20 protein-coding genes and 1 riboswitch are annotated in these 16334 nt (G+C 73.0%); of the genes, 9 read left to right on the top strand and 11 right to left on the bottom strand.

Going from position 1 to position 16334, the window contains the following annotated elements:
• Nucleotides 1-72: 72 nt before the first annotated feature.
• Together dmpG and H7344_RS01865 are read right to left on the bottom strand one after the other, a co-directional pair.
• Nucleotides 73-1176 carry a 4-hydroxy-2-oxovalerate aldolase gene (gene dmpG / locus H7344_RS01870; RefSeq protein ID WP_186344303.1) on the bottom strand — a complete coding sequence of 368 codons (1104 nt, stop codon included), beginning with the start codon at nucleotides 1174-1176 and terminating at the stop codon, nucleotides 73-75.
• 1 nt (nucleotide 1177) lies between these two features.
• Nucleotides 1178-2086 carry an acetaldehyde dehydrogenase (acetylating) gene (locus tag H7344_RS01865; RefSeq protein WP_186344302.1) on the bottom strand — a complete coding sequence of 303 codons (909 nt, stop codon included), beginning with the start codon at nucleotides 2084-2086 and terminating at the stop codon, nucleotides 1178-1180.
• Between the two features lie 182 nt (nucleotides 2087-2268).
• Between H7344_RS01865 and kstD the strand changes: the two genes are divergently transcribed.
• From kstD to H7344_RS01850, 3 genes are all read left to right on the top strand, one after another.
• Nucleotides 2269-4014: a 3-oxosteroid 1-dehydrogenase gene (gene kstD / locus H7344_RS01860; protein WP_186344301.1), complete on the top strand. Its 1746-nt coding sequence runs from the start codon at nucleotides 2269-2271 to the stop codon at nucleotides 4012-4014.
• Complete coding sequence (locus H7344_RS01855) at nucleotides 4014-4895, top strand: MaoC family dehydratase (protein WP_186344300.1); 882 nt, start codon at nucleotides 4014-4016, stop codon at nucleotides 4893-4895. Before kstD ends, H7344_RS01855 begins: the two co-directional genes overlap by 1 nt.
• Nucleotides 4896-5008: 113 nt before the next feature.
• On the top strand, nucleotides 5009-6340 hold the full coding sequence (locus H7344_RS01850; protein ID WP_186344299.1) for a dicarboxylate/amino acid:cation symporter: 1332 nt from the start codon (nucleotides 5009-5011) through the stop codon (nucleotides 6338-6340).
• A 19-nt stretch (nucleotides 6341-6359) separates the two neighbouring features.
• On the opposite strand, the gene H7344_RS21015 is transcribed toward H7344_RS01850, so the two are convergent.
• A complete protein-coding gene (locus H7344_RS21015; RefSeq protein WP_229706796.1) occupies nucleotides 6360-7571 on the bottom strand; it encodes a DUF480 domain-containing protein in 1212 nt (403 codons plus the stop codon).
• Between the two features lie 62 nt (nucleotides 7572-7633).
• Between H7344_RS21015 and H7344_RS01840 the strand changes: the two genes are divergently transcribed.
• Nucleotides 7634-8704, top strand: a complete 1071-nt coding sequence (locus tag H7344_RS01840; RefSeq protein WP_222130083.1) for a spore photoproduct lyase family protein — start codon at nucleotides 7634-7636, stop codon at nucleotides 8702-8704.
• A 231-nt stretch (nucleotides 8705-8935) separates the two neighbouring features.
• A complete protein-coding gene (locus tag H7344_RS01835) occupies nucleotides 8936-9139 on the top strand; it encodes a cold-shock protein (protein ID WP_154611769.1) in 204 nt (67 codons plus the stop codon).
• A gap of 121 nt (nucleotides 9140-9260) precedes the next feature.
• On the opposite strand, the gene H7344_RS01830 is transcribed toward H7344_RS01835, so the two are convergent.
• Nucleotides 9261-9764 (bottom strand): 2'-5' RNA ligase family protein, encoded by a 504-nt coding sequence (locus tag H7344_RS01830; protein WP_186344297.1) that lies wholly within the window; start codon nucleotides 9762-9764, stop codon nucleotides 9261-9263.
• An 84-nt stretch (nucleotides 9765-9848) separates the two neighbouring features.
• Between H7344_RS01830 and H7344_RS01825 the strand changes: the two genes are divergently transcribed.
• Nucleotides 9849-10583 carry a dienelactone hydrolase family protein gene (locus H7344_RS01825; protein WP_186344296.1) on the top strand — a complete coding sequence of 245 codons (735 nt, stop codon included), beginning with the start codon at nucleotides 9849-9851 and terminating at the stop codon, nucleotides 10581-10583.
• Here H7344_RS01825 and H7344_RS01820 read toward each other — a convergent pair.
• Nucleotides 10580-10945, bottom strand: a complete 366-nt coding sequence (locus tag H7344_RS01820; protein WP_186344295.1) for a hypothetical protein — start codon at nucleotides 10943-10945, stop codon at nucleotides 10580-10582. The two genes, H7344_RS01825 and H7344_RS01820, sit on opposite strands and share 4 nt — an antisense overlap.
• 86 nt (nucleotides 10946-11031) lie before the next feature.
• Nucleotides 11032-11250 carry a hypothetical protein gene (locus tag H7344_RS01815; RefSeq protein ID WP_186344294.1) on the bottom strand — a complete coding sequence of 73 codons (219 nt, stop codon included), beginning with the start codon at nucleotides 11248-11250 and terminating at the stop codon, nucleotides 11032-11034.
• 73 nt (nucleotides 11251-11323) lie between these two features.
• Between H7344_RS01815 and H7344_RS01810 the strand changes: the two genes are divergently transcribed.
• Nucleotides 11324-11740, top strand: coding sequence for a nuclear transport factor 2 family protein (locus H7344_RS01810; protein ID WP_222130081.1), 417 nt, complete (start codon nucleotides 11324-11326; stop codon nucleotides 11738-11740).
• A 15-nt stretch (nucleotides 11741-11755) separates the two neighbouring features.
• On the opposite strand, the gene H7344_RS01805 is transcribed toward H7344_RS01810, so the two are convergent.
• Nucleotides 11756-12589, bottom strand: coding sequence for a sulfurtransferase (locus tag H7344_RS01805; protein WP_186344292.1), 834 nt, complete (start codon nucleotides 12587-12589; stop codon nucleotides 11756-11758).
• Nucleotides 12590-12666: 77 nt separating this feature from the next.
• On the opposite strand from H7344_RS01805, the gene H7344_RS01800 reads away from it, so the two are divergent.
• Both H7344_RS01800 and H7344_RS01795 read left to right on the top strand, forming a co-directional pair.
• Complete coding sequence (locus H7344_RS01800; protein WP_186344291.1) at nucleotides 12667-13152, top strand: VanZ family protein; 486 nt, start codon at nucleotides 12667-12669, stop codon at nucleotides 13150-13152.
• Nucleotides 13153-13168: 16 nt separating this feature from the next.
• Nucleotides 13169-13230, top strand: a riboswitch (guanidine-III (ykkC-III) riboswitch).
• A gap of 11 nt (nucleotides 13231-13241) precedes the next feature.
• Entirely contained in the window at nucleotides 13242-13556 is a 315-nt protein-coding gene (locus H7344_RS01795; RefSeq protein ID WP_186344290.1) for a DMT family transporter, read from the top strand.
• On the opposite strand, the gene H7344_RS01790 is transcribed toward H7344_RS01795, so the two are convergent.
• From H7344_RS01790 to H7344_RS01775, 4 genes are read right to left on the bottom strand one after another with little or no spacing between them, the layout of a single operon-like run.
• Nucleotides 13540-14205, bottom strand: coding sequence for a DUF4396 domain-containing protein (locus tag H7344_RS01790; RefSeq protein WP_229706797.1), 666 nt, complete (start codon nucleotides 14203-14205; stop codon nucleotides 13540-13542). The genes H7344_RS01795 and H7344_RS01790 overlap by 17 nt on opposite strands.
• A gap of 53 nt (nucleotides 14206-14258) precedes the next feature.
• Entirely contained in the window at nucleotides 14259-14744 is a 486-nt protein-coding gene (locus tag H7344_RS01785) for a hypothetical protein (RefSeq protein WP_186344289.1), read from the bottom strand.
• 10 nt (nucleotides 14745-14754) lie between these two features.
• Nucleotides 14755-15921 carry a lipid-transfer protein gene (locus H7344_RS01780; RefSeq protein WP_186344288.1) on the bottom strand — a complete coding sequence of 389 codons (1167 nt, stop codon included), beginning with the start codon at nucleotides 15919-15921 and terminating at the stop codon, nucleotides 14755-14757.
• Nucleotides 15921-16334 carry a MaoC/PaaZ C-terminal domain-containing protein gene (locus H7344_RS01775; RefSeq protein WP_186344287.1) on the bottom strand — a complete coding sequence of 138 codons (414 nt, stop codon included), beginning with the start codon at nucleotides 16332-16334 and terminating at the stop codon, nucleotides 15921-15923. Before H7344_RS01775 ends, H7344_RS01780 begins: the two co-directional genes overlap by 1 nt.

The following is a 16334-nucleotide window of genomic DNA, read 5'->3' as shown; positions in this document are numbered from 1 at the left end:
GGCGACATACCTTGAGGAAGCGACAACGGCCCGCGGCAGCTCCGGCGGAGTAGCGCAGGCGGGCGGCCGGGGTCAGGCGTTGGCGGCCGCCTTGTCCTGCTCGGCCTTGAGCATCAGGGCGATGTCGATGAGCTGGTCCTCCTGGCCGCCGATGAGCTTGCGGCGGCCGGCCTCGAGCAGGATCTTCGCGCCGGAGACGCCGTAGCGGTCGGCGGCGTTGCCGGCGTGCTTGAGGAACGAGGAGTAGACGCCGGCGTACCCCATCATCAGCGTCATCCGGTCGAGCTGGCACTCCTCGGGCATGGCCGGCTTGATGACGTCCTCGGAGGCGTCGACGATCTGCAGGAAGTCGACGCCGGTGCGCCAGCCGAGCTTGTCGCATACCCCGATGAACGCCTCGAGCGGGGTGTTGCCGGCGCCGGCGCCGAAGCGGCGGACGGAGCCGTCGATCTGGGTGGCGCCGGCACGGGCGGCGATGACGGTGTTGGCGACGCCGAGCCCGAGGTTCTCGTGGCCGTGGAAGCCGACGTCGGCCTGCGAGCCGATCTCGGCGACGACGGCGGAGACGCGGTCGGCGGTCTGCTCCATGACGAGCGCTCCGGCGGAGTCGACGACGTACACGCACTGGCAGCCGGCGTCGACCATGATCCGCGCCTGCTTCGCGAGCACCTCGGGCGGCTGGGTGTGGCTCATCATGAGGAAGCCGACGGTCTCCAGGCCCAGCTCGCGGGCCAGCCCGAAGTGCTGGATCGAGGTGTCGGCCTCGGTGCAGTGGGTGGCGATCCGGCAGATCTGGCCGCCGTTGTCCTGTGCGGCGCGGATGTCGTCCTTGGTGCCGACGCCGGGGAGCATGAGGAAGGCGATCCGGGCGTTCTTCGCGGTCTCCGCCGCGATGCGGATCAGCTCCTGCTCGGGCGTGCGGGAGAAGCCGTAGTTGAACGACGAGCCGCCGAGGCCGTCGCCGTGGGTGACCTCGATGACGGGGATGCCGGAGGTGTCGAGCGCCTCGACGATGTCGTGCACCTCCTGCCCGGTGAACTGGTGCCGCTTGTGGTGCGACCCGTCGCGCAGGCAGGTGTCGGTCAGCCGCAGGTCGAGGTCGCCGCCGTGGGCGTCCTTCCACGTGCGGCCCAAGGTGTTCAGCTGAGCGGTGTCGAGCTGTGCGGTCCCGGTCATCTCAGGCCTCCTTGCGGCCGGCGAGCACGGACCGCGCGATGTTGTCGCCGACCCTGGCGGCGGCTGCGGTCATGATGTCGAGGTTGCCGGAGTACGGCGGCAGGTAGTCGCCGGCGCCCTCGACCTCGACGAAGATCGAGACCTTCACCTGGCCCTGCGTCGCGGCGGACGGCTCGTCGACCTGCGGCTCCTGCAGCAGGCGGTAGCCGGGGACGTACTCCTGGACAGCCTTCTCCATGGCGAAGACCGACTGCACGACCGCGTCGCGGTCGGCGTCGGGCGGGACGGCGCAGAAGATCGTGTCGCGCATGATCATCGGCGGCTCGGCCGGGTTGAGGATGATGATCGCCTTGCCGCGCTCGGCGCCGCCGATCCGCTCGACGCCGGCGGCCGTCGTCCGGGTGAACTCGTCGATGTTCGCGCGGGTGCCGGGGCCGGCGGAGACGCTGGAGACCGAGGCGACGATCTCGGCGTACGGCACCGGGGCGACCCGCGAGACCGCTGCCACCATCGGGATGGTGGCCTGGCCGCCGCAGGTGATCATGTTGACGTTCATCGCGTCGACGTGCTCCTCGCCGTTGACCGGCGGGATCACGGCCGGACCGACCGAGGCGGGGGTCAGGTCGACGGCGCGGATGCCGGCCTCCTCGTAGCGAGGGGCGTACTCCTTGTGGACGTAGGCCGAGGTCGCCTCGAAGATCAGGTCGGGCAGCACGTCCTGCTTCAGCAGCCAGTCGACGCCCTCGTGCGAAGCCTCGAGCCCCTGCTGCGCGGCGAGCTTGAGCCCCTCGGAGGCCGGGTCGACGCCGATCATCCAGCGCGGCTCGACGACGTCCGATCGCAGCAGCTTGTACATCAGGTCGGTGCCGATGTTGCCCGGCCCGACGATGGCCGCGGTCAGCTTGGTCATGATCTGGGTGGACCTCTCAGTCGGTAGGGGCCGAGCGTGGCACGCGGCGTACCCCTGCGGACGACCCCGGACCGCTCAGCGGGAGCGGTGTCCGGGAGCCTGTCGGGCGCATCGGCCCGGCCTCCCGGCGAGTGGGATCGGACGGCATGCCGCCATGCTAGAACCTGTTACAGTTTTGCGCCATGACGGGGTCTTCTCACGCCACCTCCAGCGGCTCGCCGACCGACCTGCCCAGCGAGGTCGACGTGGTCGTCGTCGGCGCCGGCGCGGCCGGCATGTCCGCCGCCCTCGCCGCCGCGGACCGCGGTCTCGACACCATCCTGCTGGAGAAGAGCCGCTGGTTCGGCGGCTCGACCGCGCGCAGCGGCGGCGGCGTCTGGATCCCGGGCAACTACGCGCTCAAGGCGGTCGGCCAGGACGACGCGCTGGAGAACTCCAAGCTCTACCTCGACTCGATCGTCGGCGACGTCGTGCCGAAGGTCCGCCGCGACACCTACGTCGACCGCGGCGCGGAGGTCATGGACTTCCTCAAGGCGCGCACGCCGGTCCGGTTCACCTGGGTGCCGGACTACGCCGACTACCACCCCGAGCAGCCGGGTGGCCGCGCCCGTGGGCGCACCGTCGAGCCGGTCCCGCTGGACGCCAGCTTCCTCGGCGCGGAGCTCGAGCGGCTGCACCCGCCGTACACCAAGGCGCCGGCGAACATGATCGTCACGCAGGCCGACTTCCGGAAGATCAGCCTCGGCATGCGCACGATCAAGGGCCCGCTGACGATGGTCAAGGTGACGATCAAGCGGATCGTCGCGGGGTTGTTGCGCCGCCGGATGTACGCCATGGGCAACGCGATCGCGATCGGGCTGCGCAAGGGCCTGATGGATGCGCGCGTGCCGGTCCACTACGAGACCGACCTGCGCGACCTCGTCGTCGAGGGCGGCCGGGTGGTCGGCGTACGCGTGCTGCGTGACGGCGTCGAGCAGGTCGTCCGCGCCCGCCGTGGCGTGGTGCTCGGCAGCGGCGGCTTCGAGCGCAGCGCCGAGCTGCGCGAGAAGTTCCTGCCGCAGCCCACCTCCACCGAGTGGACGACCGGCTCGCAGAACAACACCGGCGCCGGGCTCGTCGCCGGCATGGCCGCCGGCGCCCGCACCGACCTGCTCGACGACGGCTGGTGGGGCCCGACGATCCCGCTGCCGGGGCGGCCGTGGTTCTGCCTGGCCGAGCGCAACCTGCCGGGCTCGATCATCGTCAACCAGGCCGGCGAGCGGTACATGAACGAGGCGCTCCCCTACGTCGAGGCCGTCCACGAGATGTACAAGGGCGAGCGGACCGGCGTGCCGCACGTGCCGTCGTGGATGGTCATCGACCAGCGCTACCGCAACCGCTACGTCTTCGCCGGCCTGATGCCGCGCCAACCCTTCCCGGGTCGCTGGTTCAAGGAGGGCATCGTCAAGAAGGCCGACAGCCTCGCCGGCCTGGCCGCCGAGATCGGCGTGCCGACCGAGACGCTGGAGCGGACCGTCGAGCGGTTCAACGGCTTCGCCCGCACCGGCGTCGACGCGGACTTCCACCGCGGCGAGTCGGCGTACGACAAGTACTACTCCGACCCCACCGTCAAGCCGAACCCCTCGCTGCACAGCATCGACGAGGGCCCGTTCTACGCCGTCAAGATCGTCCCCGGCGACCTCGGCACCAAGGGAGGCCTGGTCACCGATGAGCGCGCCCGCGTGCTGCTCGAGGACGGCACCGTGCTCGAGGGGCTGTACGCCGCCGGCAACGTGTCGTCCGCGGTGATGGGCAACACCTACCCCGGCCCCGGCGGCACGATCGGCCCGGCGCTGGTCTTCGGCTACCTGGCCGCGGAGGACCTCGCCGCAGCCAAGCCCGCAGCCCAGCCCGCCACCCAGCAGACCGCCCAGAAGGAGACCGCCTGATGCCCATCGACCCCTCCGTGGCGATCGGGGCCGACCTCGGCTCCCGCGAGTTCAGCTGGTCCGAGAGCGACGTCCTGCTCTACCACCTGGGCATCGGAGCCGGCGCGCGGCCGGGCGACAACCTCTCCCCCACGGCGCTGCGCTACACCCTCGACGGGCCGGGCCTGCAGGTGCTGCCGTCCTTCGGCGTCGTCGCGCCGACCTTCTCCGAGACCGACCCGCCGCCGCTGGACCTGCCCGGCTGCGACATCAACCTGGCCCAGGTCGTCCACGGCTCGCAGGCGATCACCGTCACCGGCGGCCCCCTGCCGACCAGCGGCACGGCCACGATCCGCACCGCGCTCACCGACATCTGGGACAAGGGCAAGGCCGCGGTCATCTGGCAGGAGGGCGTCGCCACGTCCCCCGCCGGCGAGGAGCTGTGGCGGGTCCGCTCGTCGATCTTCGTCCGCGGCGAGGGCGGCTTCGGCGGCGACCGCGGCTCGTCGACGACGGTGAGCCTCCCCGACCGCGCGCCCGACGCCGACGCGGCGTACGACGTCACCCCGCAGCAGGCGCTGCTCTACCGCCTGTGCGGCGACCGCAACCCGCTGCACGCCGACCCGGACTTCGCCAAGGCGGCCGGCTTCCCGGCGCCGATCCTGCACGGCCTGTGCTCCTACGGGATCGTGCTGCGGACACTGACCGACGAGCTGCTCGACGGCGACGCGACGAAGGTGGGCGGCTTCGCAGCGAAGTTCGCCGGCGTCGTCTTCCCCGGCGAGACCATCCGCACCCGCGGGTGGCGCGAGGACGGCCGGATCCTGGCCTCGGCCGAGATCACGGGCGGCGAGCGCGACGGCTCACCCGTGCTCGGCGACGTGGTGCTCGACCTGGCCTGAGCCGCCGCCCCGCAGCGCCCAGCCGGCGGGGTGACTCGACTCACCCGGGCCCGGGGCATGGCCTCAGGGGAGGACGTGTTGGGCAGGAGTCCCTCCTCGAAAGGCTCCTGCGAATGTCGAACTCCTCGGTCCTGCGCGCTGCACGCAAGGTCCCGTTCTGGGCGCAGATCGTCGCCGGCCTCGTCCTCGGCGTGCTGCTGGGCCTGGTCGCCCGCACCACCGGGTCCGAGTGGCTGACCACGACGCTGGCCACCGTCGGCGACGTCTTCGTCGGCCTGCTCAAGGCGGCCGTCCCGCCGCTGGTGCTCACCGCGATCATCGTGAGCATCGCCAACCTGCGCCAGGTCACGAACGCCGCCCGCTTGGCCGGCCAGACCCTGCTGTGGTTCATGGTCACCTCGCTGATCGCCGTCGGCGTCGGCCTGGGCCTCGGCATCCTGACCAACCCGGGCGAGTCTGCCGACGTCGCGCCGGCGGGTGCGTCGTACGACGGCGGCACCGGCTCGTGGCTGGACTTCCTCACGGGCCTGGTCCCCGCGAACTTCCTCGGCCTCTCCGCCGACGAGGGCGGCGTGTCGTTCAACGTGCTCCAGCTCGTGGTGGTCGCGCTCGCCATCGGCGCGGCCGCGCTCAAGGCCGGCGACGCCGCCGAGCCGTTCCTGCGCTTCATGCGCTCCGCGCTCGCGGTCATCCAGCAGGTGCTGTGGTGGATCATCAAGCTCGCCCCGCTGGGCACGCTCGGCCTGATCGGCACCGCGGTCGCGACCTACGGCTGGGACCTCGTCGGCCCGCTCGCGACGTTCACGATCGACGTCTACGTCGGTTGCCTGATCGTGATGCTCGTCGTCTACCCGGTCATCCTGCGGCTCCACGGCCTCTCCCCGGTCAAGTTCTTCACCGGCGCCTGGCCGGCCATCCAGCTCGCGTTCGTCTCGCGCTCGTCGGTGGGCACCATGCCGCTCACCCAGCGCGTGACAACGCGGAACCTGGGAGTCCCGGAGGAGTACGCCTCGTTCGCCGTGCCGTTCGGTGCGACCACCAAGATGGACGGCTGCGCGGCGATCTACCCCGCGCTCGCCGCGATCACCGTCGCGCAGGTCTTCGGCATCGAGCTGGGCATCCAGGACTACCTGCTCATCGCGTTCGTCTCGGTCATCGGCTCCGCTGCGACCGCCGGCCTCACCGGTGCGGTCGTCATGCTCACGCTGACCCTGTCGACGCTCGGCCTGCCCGTCGAGGGCGTGGCGCTGCTGCTCGCGATCGACCCGATCCTCGACATGATCCGGACCGCGACCAACGTCGCCGGCCAGGCGCTCGTGCCGACGATCGTGGCCAAGCGCGAGGGGCTGCTCGACCTGGCGGCGTACGCCGCTCCCCGCGGTGACGCCCTCGGCGACGAGCCGGTCGCCGAGCAGCGCACCGAGCGCGAGCCGGTCTCGGTCTGAGCCCTGCTGGTGACCCGGGCTAGCCCCTGGTCGCCAGCACGTAGAGCCGCTCGGTCGTCTCGCACCGCGAGGCGACCGGGCCGCGGCGGTACCACTCGACGTCGCCGAGCCCGGCCGCCTCCACGGCGGTGCGGACCTCGGCGACGTCGTGCATCACGACGTCGAGCGACACCTCGTGGCCGAGCCACTCCTCGAGGTGGCGCACCCGCTGCGGGCCGCCGGTGTGCAGCGCGAGCACCAGCAGCCCGCCGGCGGCGAGCGGCCGGGCCAGCGCGGACACTGCCTCCGCCAGCTCGCCGGGTGCGAGGTGGATCAGCGAGTACCACCCCAGCACCGCCGCCCAGCCGTCCGCGGCCGGCGGCCGCACGAGGCGGCGCAGGTCACCGACGGCGTACGTCGCGTCCGGGAAGCGCGCCTGCGCCTGCTCGACCATCGCAGGGGTGAGGTCGATGCCGGTGGCGTCGACCCCCGCCGCGGCGAGGTACGCCGTCACCCGGCCCGGTCCGCAGCCGGCGTCGACCACGGGGCGGCCGGACGCGACCGCGTGCTCGGCCACCCGGTCGAGCAGCCACCGCTCGAACGGCTGCCCGGGCAGCTCGTCGGCCATCGCGTCGTCGTAGTCCGCGGCGATAGCCCCGTAGGACGCGCGCACCCGGTCGTCCCGGTCCTCGGGCAGCACCACGGGGCCGTCCGGCTCGACGGCCGCGACCACGTCGTCGGGCGCGCCGAGCAGGTGCCGCCAACGGGCGTCCCGGTCCCCGCGCCGGCGCGGCAGCTCCTCGACGAGGCTGCGCTCGGCCATCCGCCGCAGGCACGCCTCGGCCGCCTGCCGGTCGGCGAACGCGTGCAGCCGGTCGGTCCGCGAGCGCAGCTCGCCGGGCGCCTGCGGTCCGCGGAGCAGCAGCACGGTCAGCAGCGCGCGCTCGTCGTCGGAGAGACCGAGCACCTCGTCGAGCACCTGGTGGTACTTCAGCGTCCGCCGGCCGGTGTCGGACCAGACGATCCGTAGCAGCCCGCGCTCCTTGAGCCGCCGGCCGACCTGCTCGACCAGCCGCTCGTCGTACTCCGTGACCGGCTCGCGGCTGCTCGTCTGGTTGCACGCGGTGCGCAGACCGCTCAGCGTCATCGGGTAGGACCCCGGCACGGTCACCTGCTTCTCGAGCAGCGCGCCGAGCACCCGCTGCTCCTCGTGGTCGAGCTGGAGGTCCGACGTGGGCGGGGTCTCGGTCACGCGGCGACGATAGGGGAACGCCCCGACAGCACCCGGTGTTCAACCAGGTGATGCCCCGTCCGATGTCACGTCCCTGGGTCCCCGAGCACGTCCTGGTCACCGCCGCCGCGGCCGAGCAGCCGCACACCGCCGAGGTGCTGCGCCGCGTCGAGGCGGCCGGTGTCGACGACGTGCGCCTGCTCTCCGGCAACCGCCTCACCGGTCTGACCGAGGGCTCCGAGCGCGAGGTCTACGCCCGCGCTAAGAAGACGCTCGCGCTCGTCGTCGCGCCGCCGAGCGCGATCAAGCCGCAGCCGATCCCGCCCAGCGCCGACTGGCGCATCGACCTGGCGAAGGGCTGTCCGGCGCACTGCCAGTACTGCTACCTCGCCGGCTCGCTCACCGGCCCGCCGATCACCCGCGCCTACGCCAACCTCGACGACGTCCTGGCCGGCATCGGCACGCACGCCGGCCGCGGCGCGGTCACCAGCGGCACCGCCGAGCGCGGCCACGAGGGCACGACGTACGAGCTGTCCTGCTACACCGACCCGCTCGGCATCGAGCACCTCACCGGCTCGCTCGCCGAGGCCGTGCGCCGCGTCGGCACGGGGGCGTACGGCGACGACGTGTCGCTGCGGTTCACGACCAAGTTCGACGCCGTCGACGACCTGCTGGTGCTCCCCCACGGCCGCCGCACGCGGATGCGCGTCTCGCTCAACGCCGAGGAGGTCGCCGGGCGGTTCGAGGGCGGCACGTCGCCGGTGCCGGCCCGCATCGAGGCGCTGCGCCGGGTCGCGCTGGCCGGCTACCGCGTGGGGCTGACGATCGCGCCGGTCATGCCGGTCGAAGGCTGGCAGGAGCAGTACGCCGCGCTGCTGGACGCCGTGGGCACGGCGCTGGCCGACGTCCCCGACCTCGACCTGACCACCGAGGTGATCACCCACCGCTTCACGCCGGGCTCCCGCGAGGTGCTGCTCGGGTGGTACCCGCGGACCAAGCTGGAGATGGACGAGTCGGTCCGCACCGCCAAGCGCAACAAGTTCGGCGGCACCAAGTACGTCTACCCACGCGAGACGATGACCGAGATGCGCGGCTGGTTCACGGACGCGCTGGCCGCCCGCCTCCCCGGCGCGCCGCTGCTCTACTGGACGTGAGGACCCAGCGCGAGGATGCAGCGTGAGGATGCGGGGCCCGGACCGGTCCCCTGCTAGTGTCGAGGTTGTTGAAGGGGGTTCTCCCCACCTGGTGGCCGATCTGGCCGCCGAGCTCATCGCTTGTCCTTGGTTTTCTTCGTCTCGCACGTCGGTATCAGGCGCCTCGCTTTGTCTTCAGCCCCGCAGCGGGCAACAGGTCGCCCGCCGCTACCGACACGAAGGAAATGCATCATGACCAACGGCACCGTGAAGTGGTTCAGCGACGACAAGGGCTTCGGCTTCATCGCGCAGGAGGGTGGCGGCGCTGACGTGTTCGTCCACCACAGCAACATCCAGGGCAACGGCTACAAGTCCCTCAAGGACGACCAGCGCGTCGAGTTCGACGTCGTCGCCGGCCCCAAGGGCCCGCAGGCGGAGAACGTCCGCGCTGTCTGAGCCTCCGGCTCCCACACGCTTCGTCCAAGGGCGGCTCCCCGGTCACGCACCGGGGGCCGCCCTTCGGCGATTTCTGGCGGAAGTTCCAGCGGCCAGCCGATGAAGCTCGCGGCCGCCGGCCTCACCACCCCGCGACCGTGGTGACGCGGCCGGCGTCGGGGTCCCAGCGGCGCAGCCGGGTGAAGGTGAGCACGACGTCCTCGTGACCGAGCACGTCGACGGCCCGCTGGGCGTCGGCCCGGTCGAGGCGGCGGGCCAGCGTCACGTGCGGCAGCCAGCCCAGGTGGGCGCGGTCCGGCACCTGCACGCGCACCGCGAGCACACGACGTACGACGTCGTCGTCGATGTCGACCGCGCGGGCCACGGTCAGGCGCTCTCCGCCGAGCAGCAACAGGCCGGCCGACCGCGCACGGAACGGCAGCAGCGACCCGAGCCGCGCGGCGGCCACGTCGATCGCGGCGTCGGGCAGGTCGGGCGCGGAGACGACGGTCAGGTGCGGCGCGTTGGTCGCCCCGGGGTGGTCGAGCTGCGACGGCAGCCCGGCGTCACGGAGCCGATGCCAGTCGTGGCGGACCGCCTCCAGGCCGGCCTCGTCGGGCACCAGCTCGAGCGCGTGCAGCGGCATCAGGCCCCGCACCGTCCGCCGCGGGGCACCACCAGCTGGACACGCCGTTCCGTCACGAGGGCGCCGGTACCCATACTCCGCGTCATGGCGCTCCTCGACACCTGGACCGGCGGCGTGCACACCGACGCCGCCGGCACCAGCCACCCGACGTACCGGAAGGGGGACGGACCCGGCGTGGTCCTCGTCCACGAGATCCCGGGCATCTCCCCGGACGTGATCGGGTACGCCGAGGACCTGGTCGCCGCGGGCTACACCGTCGTCATGCCGCACCTGTTCGGCACGCCCGAGGCGCCGGTCGGTGCCCGGTCGGTGGGTCGCGCTCTCGCGCAGATCTGCGTCAGCCGGGAGATGTCGATGCTGGCCGCCGGCGGGACCACCCCGGTCGCGGGCTGGCTGCGCTCGCTGGCCCGGGAGCTGCACGAGGACGTCGGCGGGCCGGGCGTCGGGGCGCTCGGCATGTGCTTCACCGGCGGCTTCGCGCTGGCGATGATGGTCGACGACTCGGTCGCCGCGCCGGTGCTGGCCCAGCCGTCGACGCCGCTCCCGCTCGGGCGTCGGCGCGCGGCCGACCTGCAGCTCTCCCCCGCCGACCTCGACGTGGTCCGCGAGCGGGCGGCCGCCGGCTGCTCGGTGCTCGGGCTGCGCTACGAGGGCGACCGGATGATCGGGACGCGCTTCGAGACGCTCACCCGCGAGCTCGGCGACGCGTTTCTCCGCGTCGACCTGCCCGGGTTCAAGCACTCCACCCTCACCCTGCACCGGCACCAGGACGCCGTCGACGCCGTGCTGGCGTTCTTCGACGACCGGCTGCGGCGCTAGCCCGCCGCGACCGCGTGGAGCCCCGCCGAGGTCCCGAACAGCCCGGCGAACATCGCGGTGATGCCGACGACGTCGACCACCGACGCGTCGCCGTGCACGCCGGCAAGCAGCAGCGAGGCGGACACGACGACCTGGGTGAGGGCGGTGGCGCCGAGCGCGAGCACCATGCCGCGGGGCCGGAGCCGCGCGGCGAGCGAGCCGAGGAGCAGGACGGCGGGGACGGCGACGTACGCCCGGTCGGGACGGCCGCCGGCGCCGACGATGCCGACCGCGCCGGAGGCGAGGACGAGGAGGACAGCGGTGCCGACGGCGACCGTCAGCCCGAGGCGGGACGCGGTGGTCGGGGGGAGGCGCAGGCTCATGCCTCCGACGCTAGGCGTCCCGACGGTCGGGCCGGGTCGAGGAAGTGTGGAGGTCCGGTGCAGGTCGCGGGCCCGGGTCGGCCGGTTCAGTCGTTGGCGGGCGGCTGCGGGCCGGTGCGTGGGGTCCGGGGTCCTGTGTGCCGCGACTGCGGGTGCGGACCCGGGTCGAGGTTGGTGTCGAGGTGCTCCCCGGCGATGCCGTCGTCCATCCGGCGCTGCTCCTGCTTGGCCGAGCGGGTGCTGGCGAGGAAGTAGCCGACAGCGATCGCGACGAGCACGACGACGAGGACGATCCATCCGGTCATGCGCTCCCGGTTCCGCACACGGCCACCGGCATACCTCCGGCACGGACCCGCTCCCGCGGCTAGGTTGCGAGGCGTGGACAGCGCACGCGCGATCGAGAACCTCCTCTACCGCTACGCCGAGCACGTCGACGCCGGCGACCTCGACGGCGTCGCGGCGCTGTTCGAGCACGGCAGCGTCGTCGGCCACGAGGGTCCGGCCGCGGTGAAGCAGATGTACGCCGCCACGCTGCGGCTCCACGAACCGACCGGACGCCCGCTCAGCCACCACGTCGTCAGCAACCCGATCATCGACGTCGACGAGGCCGCGGGGACCGCGACCTGCCGCTCCCGGTTCACCGTCCTCCAGGCGACCCCCGACCTCCCGCTCCAGGCGGTCGCGGCCGGACGCTACGTCGACACGTTCACCCGGGTCGACGGCACCTGGTGGTTCGCCACCCGCTCGATGCGGCTCGACCTCACCGGCGACCTGAGCCAGCACCTCCTCGGCTGAGGCCGACCCCCGGCGTCAGGCGGTCCCGACCGGCCGGGACGGGTCGGCGGTCCAGGCGTTCATGGAGCCGTCGTACACGGCCACGTCCTCGCGGCCGAGCTCCATCAGCGCGAGCGCGGCGGCGGTGGCGGCGATGCCGCCGCCGCAGTACGTCACCGGCTGCTTGCCGGGGTCGAGCGCACCGACGGACTCGAACAGGCCGCGCAGCTCGTCGAGCGGACGCATCCGCCCGTCCGGGCCGACCAGCTCGCCGAACGGCACGTTGACGCTGCCGGGGATGTGTCCGGCGGCGAAGGCGTCGCGGTCGAGCGCGTTGACGAGCAGCACGCCGGGGTCGTCGACGGCGCGCTCGACGTCGGCGGTGTGGCTGATCCGCTCCGGCCGGCGCCGCGCGGTGAAGGTCGTCGGCGGGTAGGTCTCGTTGCCGGTCGTCGTCTCGTAGCCCGCGGCCTGCCAGGCCGCCAGCCCGCCGTCGAGGACCGACACGTTGTCGCTCCCCTCGAGCCCGAACTGCCACCACAACCGCGTGGCCCAGATGCCGTTCACCGAGTCGTAGACGACGACGCGGTTGTCGTCCCCGACACCGGCCTCACCGATGACGGCGGCGAACCGGTCGCTGGCCACGGCGGCGAACGGCGCCTCGCCCTCGGGGTCACTCAGACTCGCGACCTGGTCGACGAAGGCCGCGCCCGGCACGTGCCCGCGCTCGTAGGTCTCCCGCCCGGGCTCGACGTGCGCCCCGTCCTCGTCGAAGGTCAGGTGCACCGTCGCGTCGAGGACGCGCAGGGTCGGGTCGGAGAGGTGCTCGTGGAGCCACTCGACGGACACGTGGCGGGGTGCGTCGCTCATGCACCGCCAGTACCCACCTGCCCGACCGCGACGCCGACCGCGCGCCGTACCGTCGTCGCCGTGCAAGGCGCCCCGCAGTGATCACGACCGTGCTCGTCGAGCACCCCTGGCTCTCCCCCACGGCGCTGCTGGTGCTCGTCGTCCTCGGCCCGTTCGTCGGTGCCTGGTTGAGCGTCCGCCCGCGGCTGGCATGGGCCGCGACGGCCCTCTCGCTGGTGCCGGTGGCGGCGCTGGCGCTGGTGCCGGTCGACCGGGAGCTGTTCTCCCGCTGCGAGGTCGCCTGGACGCTGCCGACCCCCGGCCGGGTGGAGCTCGCCGCGAACGTCGTCCTCCTCGTCGCCCCGGCCCTGCTCGCGGCCGTGGCGTCGCGCCGCCCCGCGCTGGCCGTCCTCGCGGCCGGCCTGCTGTCCGCCGCGATCGAGACGCTGCAGGCGCTGGTTCCGGCGCTCGGCCGCTCGTGCTCGACCGACGACTGGCTCTCCAACACCGTCGGCGCCGTCATCGGCGGGTTGCTCGGCTGGCTCGCGCTCACCCTCGCACGGACCCGCGTCCGCCGTCCCTGAACGCTTGCTAGCCTCGGGGTGGGCCGAGGCGGCCCGCCGGACGAGGGAGCCGTACCCGGACAGCGACAAGACGGCCACGAGGAGTCGTCGTGGCGTGGTTCGTGCTGGTCCTGTCCGGAGGTCTCGAGGCGGTGTGGGCGGTCGCCCTCGGCCGTTCGGACGGCTTCTCCCGGCTGACGCCGTCGGTCGTCTTCGCGGTCGCGCTCACGGCGAGCATGGCCGGCCTCGCCTACGCGATGCGCACCCTCCCCGTCGGCACGGCGTACGCCGTGTGGGTGGGCATCGGTGCGTCGCTCACGGTCGCCTTCGGCATGGCCACCGGCGCCGAGCCGGTCAGCGTCGCCCGCGTGCTCCTGATCGCCGGGCTGGTCGGCTGCGTCATCGGGCTCAAGCTCGTCCACTGAGCGACGGGCCGGCCGGCGTCACGAGCGTGGGCGCGGCGTGGCCGCCGCGGTCGGCGCCCAGCGTGTCAGCGGCCGCGACGACCAACCCGCCGAGCAGGAAGGCCGCGATGGCGGCGACCAACGTCGAGGTCGCGATCGCCGGGATGAACCGTCGGTAGCCGGTGGGCTCGGCCGGGGCGTCGTGGAAGGCGTGCGTGAGGGCGTGGCCCTTGCCGCGCGCGAGCAGATGCCGGTTGACCGGGTAGGCCGCGGCGAACGCGACCGCCAGCGCGATCGGCATGGCGACCCAGAACGTGACGTCGACCAGGCCGGCGCCCATCGCTCCGGGGATGAGGGCCATGACGGCGTTGTCCACGACCTCCATGGTCGCGATCGAGAGCGTGTCGGCGGCGAGCACGACGCCGAGGGCGGCCCCCACGCCGAGGCCGGTGCGGACGAGCGGGAGCGTCGAGAGCGCGTAGCCGAAGAGGAACGCCAGGCCGACCGCCAGCGCGATGGTCCAGCCGTTCGACAGGCCGATGGCCGTGCCGATCATGAGGCCGGCGATCTCACCGATGGCGCAACCGCTGAGGCAGTGGAGCGTGGCGCTGACGGCCATCGACCGGCTCGCCGTCGGGTGGGCGTGGTGCTGGTGGGTGGAGTGGTCCATGCCGACGTAACGTATACCCCTGGGGGGTACATTCCGCGGATGCCGAAGAACCTTCAGTCCTCGACCACCCGCACCGCCGTCCGCTGGTCGCCGAGCTCGACGGTCGCCGGCATGCCACGCTCCAGCCGCACGACCACCCGGGCGTCGTGCCCGAGGGGCGCGAGCCGCACGACCCGCTGCAGGCGATCGGTCACCGCGTGGTGGCCCGCCAGCAGCTCTGCGGCCGGCAGCTCCTCGGCCATCGCCCGGAGCGTGGCGACGACGAGCACCTCCAGGGGCCGCACGTCGTGCTCGCGCCAGCCGACGATGCCCTCGGGGTCTTGGCGCACGGTGAGCCTCACCCGCGCGGTCACCACCTCGTGGTCCCGCGCGACGAGCGGCGTCGCAGCGAGCACCAGCTCGCGGGTCCGACGGTCCGCGTCTGCCCCGGTCGCGCGGCGACGTGCCCGCGTCCGCAGCCTGGCCGCGTACACGGCGACCGCCCCTGCGACGACGAGCGCGACCAGCAGGAGGGTCAGCACGGGCAGCAGCGAGGACATGCCCCCAGTCTCAGACCGAGAGCACCAGGCCGCTGGTCGGCACGCCGGTGCCGGCGGTGACGAGCACGTGCTCGGCGCCGTCGACCGGGTTGACCGAGGTGCCGCGGAGCTGGCGGACGCCCTCGGCGATGCCGTTCATCCCGTGGATGTAGGCCTCGCCGAGCTGGCCGCCGTGGGTGTTGACCGGCAGCCTGCCGCCGATCTCGATAGCGCCGTCCGCGACGAACCCGGGCGCCTCGCCGCGGCCGCAGAAGCCGAGCTCCTCCAGCTGCATGAGGACGTAGGGCGTGAAGTGGTCGTAGAGGATCGCGACCGGCATGTCGTCGGGCCGCAGGCCGGACTGCCGCCACAGCTCGCGGCCGACGACGCCCATCTCGGGGATGCCGATGTCGTCGCGGTAGTACGACGTCATCACGAACTGGTCCTTGCCGCTGCCCTGCGCCGCCGCGGCAACGTACGCAGGTCTCTGCGGCAGGTCCTTGGCCCGCTCGGCCGAGACGACCACGAGCGCGACCGCGCCGTCGGACTCCTGGCAGCAGTCGAGCAGGTGCAGCGGGTCGGCGATCATCCGCGAGGCCTGGTGGTCCTCGAGGGTGATCGGCCGCTCGAAGAAGAAGGCGTTGGGGTTGGTGACGGCGTGCCGGCGGTCGGCGACCGCGACGCGGCCGAAGTCCTCGGAGGTGGCGCCGTACTCGTGCATGTAGCGCCGCGCCTGCATGGCGACGGTCGCGGCCGGCGTGCCGAGACCCATCGGGTAGGTCCAGGCGTTGTCGAGGCCGTTGGTGTTGACCTGGGTGGCCGCGGCCACCGAGACCTGGCCGAAGCGGCTGCCGGAGCGCTCGTTGAAGCCGCGGTAGCAGACCACGACGTCGGCGACGCCGGTCGCGACGGCCATGGCGGCCTGCTGGACGGTCGCGCAGGCGGCGCCGCCGCCGTAGTTGATCCGGGAGAAGAACCGCAGCTCCGGCACCCCGAGCTCGCGGGCGACCGCGATCTCCGAGGAGGTGTCCATGGTGAAGGTCGTCAGGCCGTCGACGTCGGCGGGGGTGAGCCCGCAGTCGGCCAGCGCGGCGAGCACCGCCTCGACGGACAGCTGGAGCTCCGAGCGGCCGGACTCCTTGGAGAACTCGGTGGCGCCGATGCCGACGATCGCGGCCTCGCGCGAGAGGCCCGCCATCAGACGGCCACCTTCACGGTGCCGATGACGTGGTCGCCGAGCGAGACCGCCCCGGTGACCTCGAGCGTGGCGACGCCGTCCTCGACCGACTCGACGGAGCCGGTGAAGGTGAGGGTGTCGTAAGGGTACGCCGGCGCGCCGAGGCGGATCGCGATGCCGCGGACCTCGGTGTCCCAGTGGCCCGTCCGCTGGTGGGCCCAGTCGGTGACGTACCGCTCGACGAGCGCCGTCGAGGTCAGGATGTTGACGAAGATGTCCTTCGACCCGGCCGCCTGCGCGATGTCGCGGTCGTGGTGGACGTCCTGGAAGTCGCGGGTGGAGATCGCCGTGCTCACCACGAGGGTGGGCGTGATCGGCACTTCCCAGGCCGGGATGGTGTCACCGACGGTGAGGGGCAGGGTGGACGTTGTCAT

The organism is Nocardioides deserti, from assembly GCF_014266025.1.
Classification (GTDB): Bacteria; Actinomycetota; Actinomycetes; order Propionibacteriales; family Nocardioidaceae; genus Nocardioides; species Nocardioides deserti.
The sequence above is the reverse complement of the archived record's forward strand: the minus strand, read 5'-3'. Positions and strand labels throughout refer to the sequence as shown.

Coding starts and splice junctions, on each gene's coding strand:
- dmpG (WP_186344303.1), bottom strand. CDS start 1,176: ATGACCGGGACCGCACAGCTCGACACCGCTCAGCTGAACACCTTGGGC.
- H7344_RS01865 (WP_186344302.1), bottom strand. CDS start 2,086: ATGACCAAGCTGACCGCGGCCATCGTCGGGCCGGGCAACATCGGCACC.
- kstD (WP_186344301.1), top strand. CDS start 2,269: ATGACGGGGTCTTCTCACGCCACCTCCAGCGGCTCGCCGACCGACCTG.
- H7344_RS01855 (WP_186344300.1), top strand. CDS start 4,014: ATGCCCATCGACCCCTCCGTGGCGATCGGGGCCGACCTCGGCTCCCGC.
- H7344_RS01850 (WP_186344299.1), top strand. CDS start 5,009: ATGTCGAACTCCTCGGTCCTGCGCGCTGCACGCAAGGTCCCGTTCTGG.
- H7344_RS01840 (WP_222130083.1), top strand. CDS start 7,634: ATGTCACGTCCCTGGGTCCCCGAGCACGTCCTGGTCACCGCCGCCGCG.
- H7344_RS01835 (WP_154611769.1), top strand. CDS start 8,936: ATGACCAACGGCACCGTGAAGTGGTTCAGCGACGACAAGGGCTTCGGC.
- H7344_RS01830 (WP_186344297.1), bottom strand. CDS start 9,764: ATGCCGCTGCACGCGCTCGAGCTGGTGCCCGACGAGGCCGGCCTGGAG.
- H7344_RS01825 (WP_186344296.1), top strand. CDS start 9,849: ATGGCGCTCCTCGACACCTGGACCGGCGGCGTGCACACCGACGCCGCC.
- H7344_RS01820 (WP_186344295.1), bottom strand. CDS start 10,945: ATGAGCCTGCGCCTCCCCCCGACCACCGCGTCCCGCCTCGGGCTGACG.
- H7344_RS01815 (WP_186344294.1), bottom strand. CDS start 11,250: ATGACCGGATGGATCGTCCTCGTCGTCGTGCTCGTCGCGATCGCTGTC.
- H7344_RS01805 (WP_186344292.1), bottom strand. CDS start 12,589: ATGAGCGACGCACCCCGCCACGTGTCCGTCGAGTGGCTCCACGAGCAC.
- H7344_RS01790 (WP_229706797.1), bottom strand. CDS start 14,205: ATGGACCACTCCACCCACCAGCACCACGCCCACCCGACGGCGAGCCGG.
- H7344_RS01785 (WP_186344289.1), bottom strand. CDS start 14,744: ATGTCCTCGCTGCTGCCCGTGCTGACCCTCCTGCTGGTCGCGCTCGTC.
- H7344_RS01780 (WP_186344288.1), bottom strand. CDS start 15,921: ATGGCGGGCCTCTCGCGCGAGGCCGCGATCGTCGGCATCGGCGCCACC.
- H7344_RS01775 (WP_186344287.1), bottom strand. CDS start 16,334: ATGACAACGTCCACCCTGCCCCTCACCGTCGGTGACACCATCCCGGCC.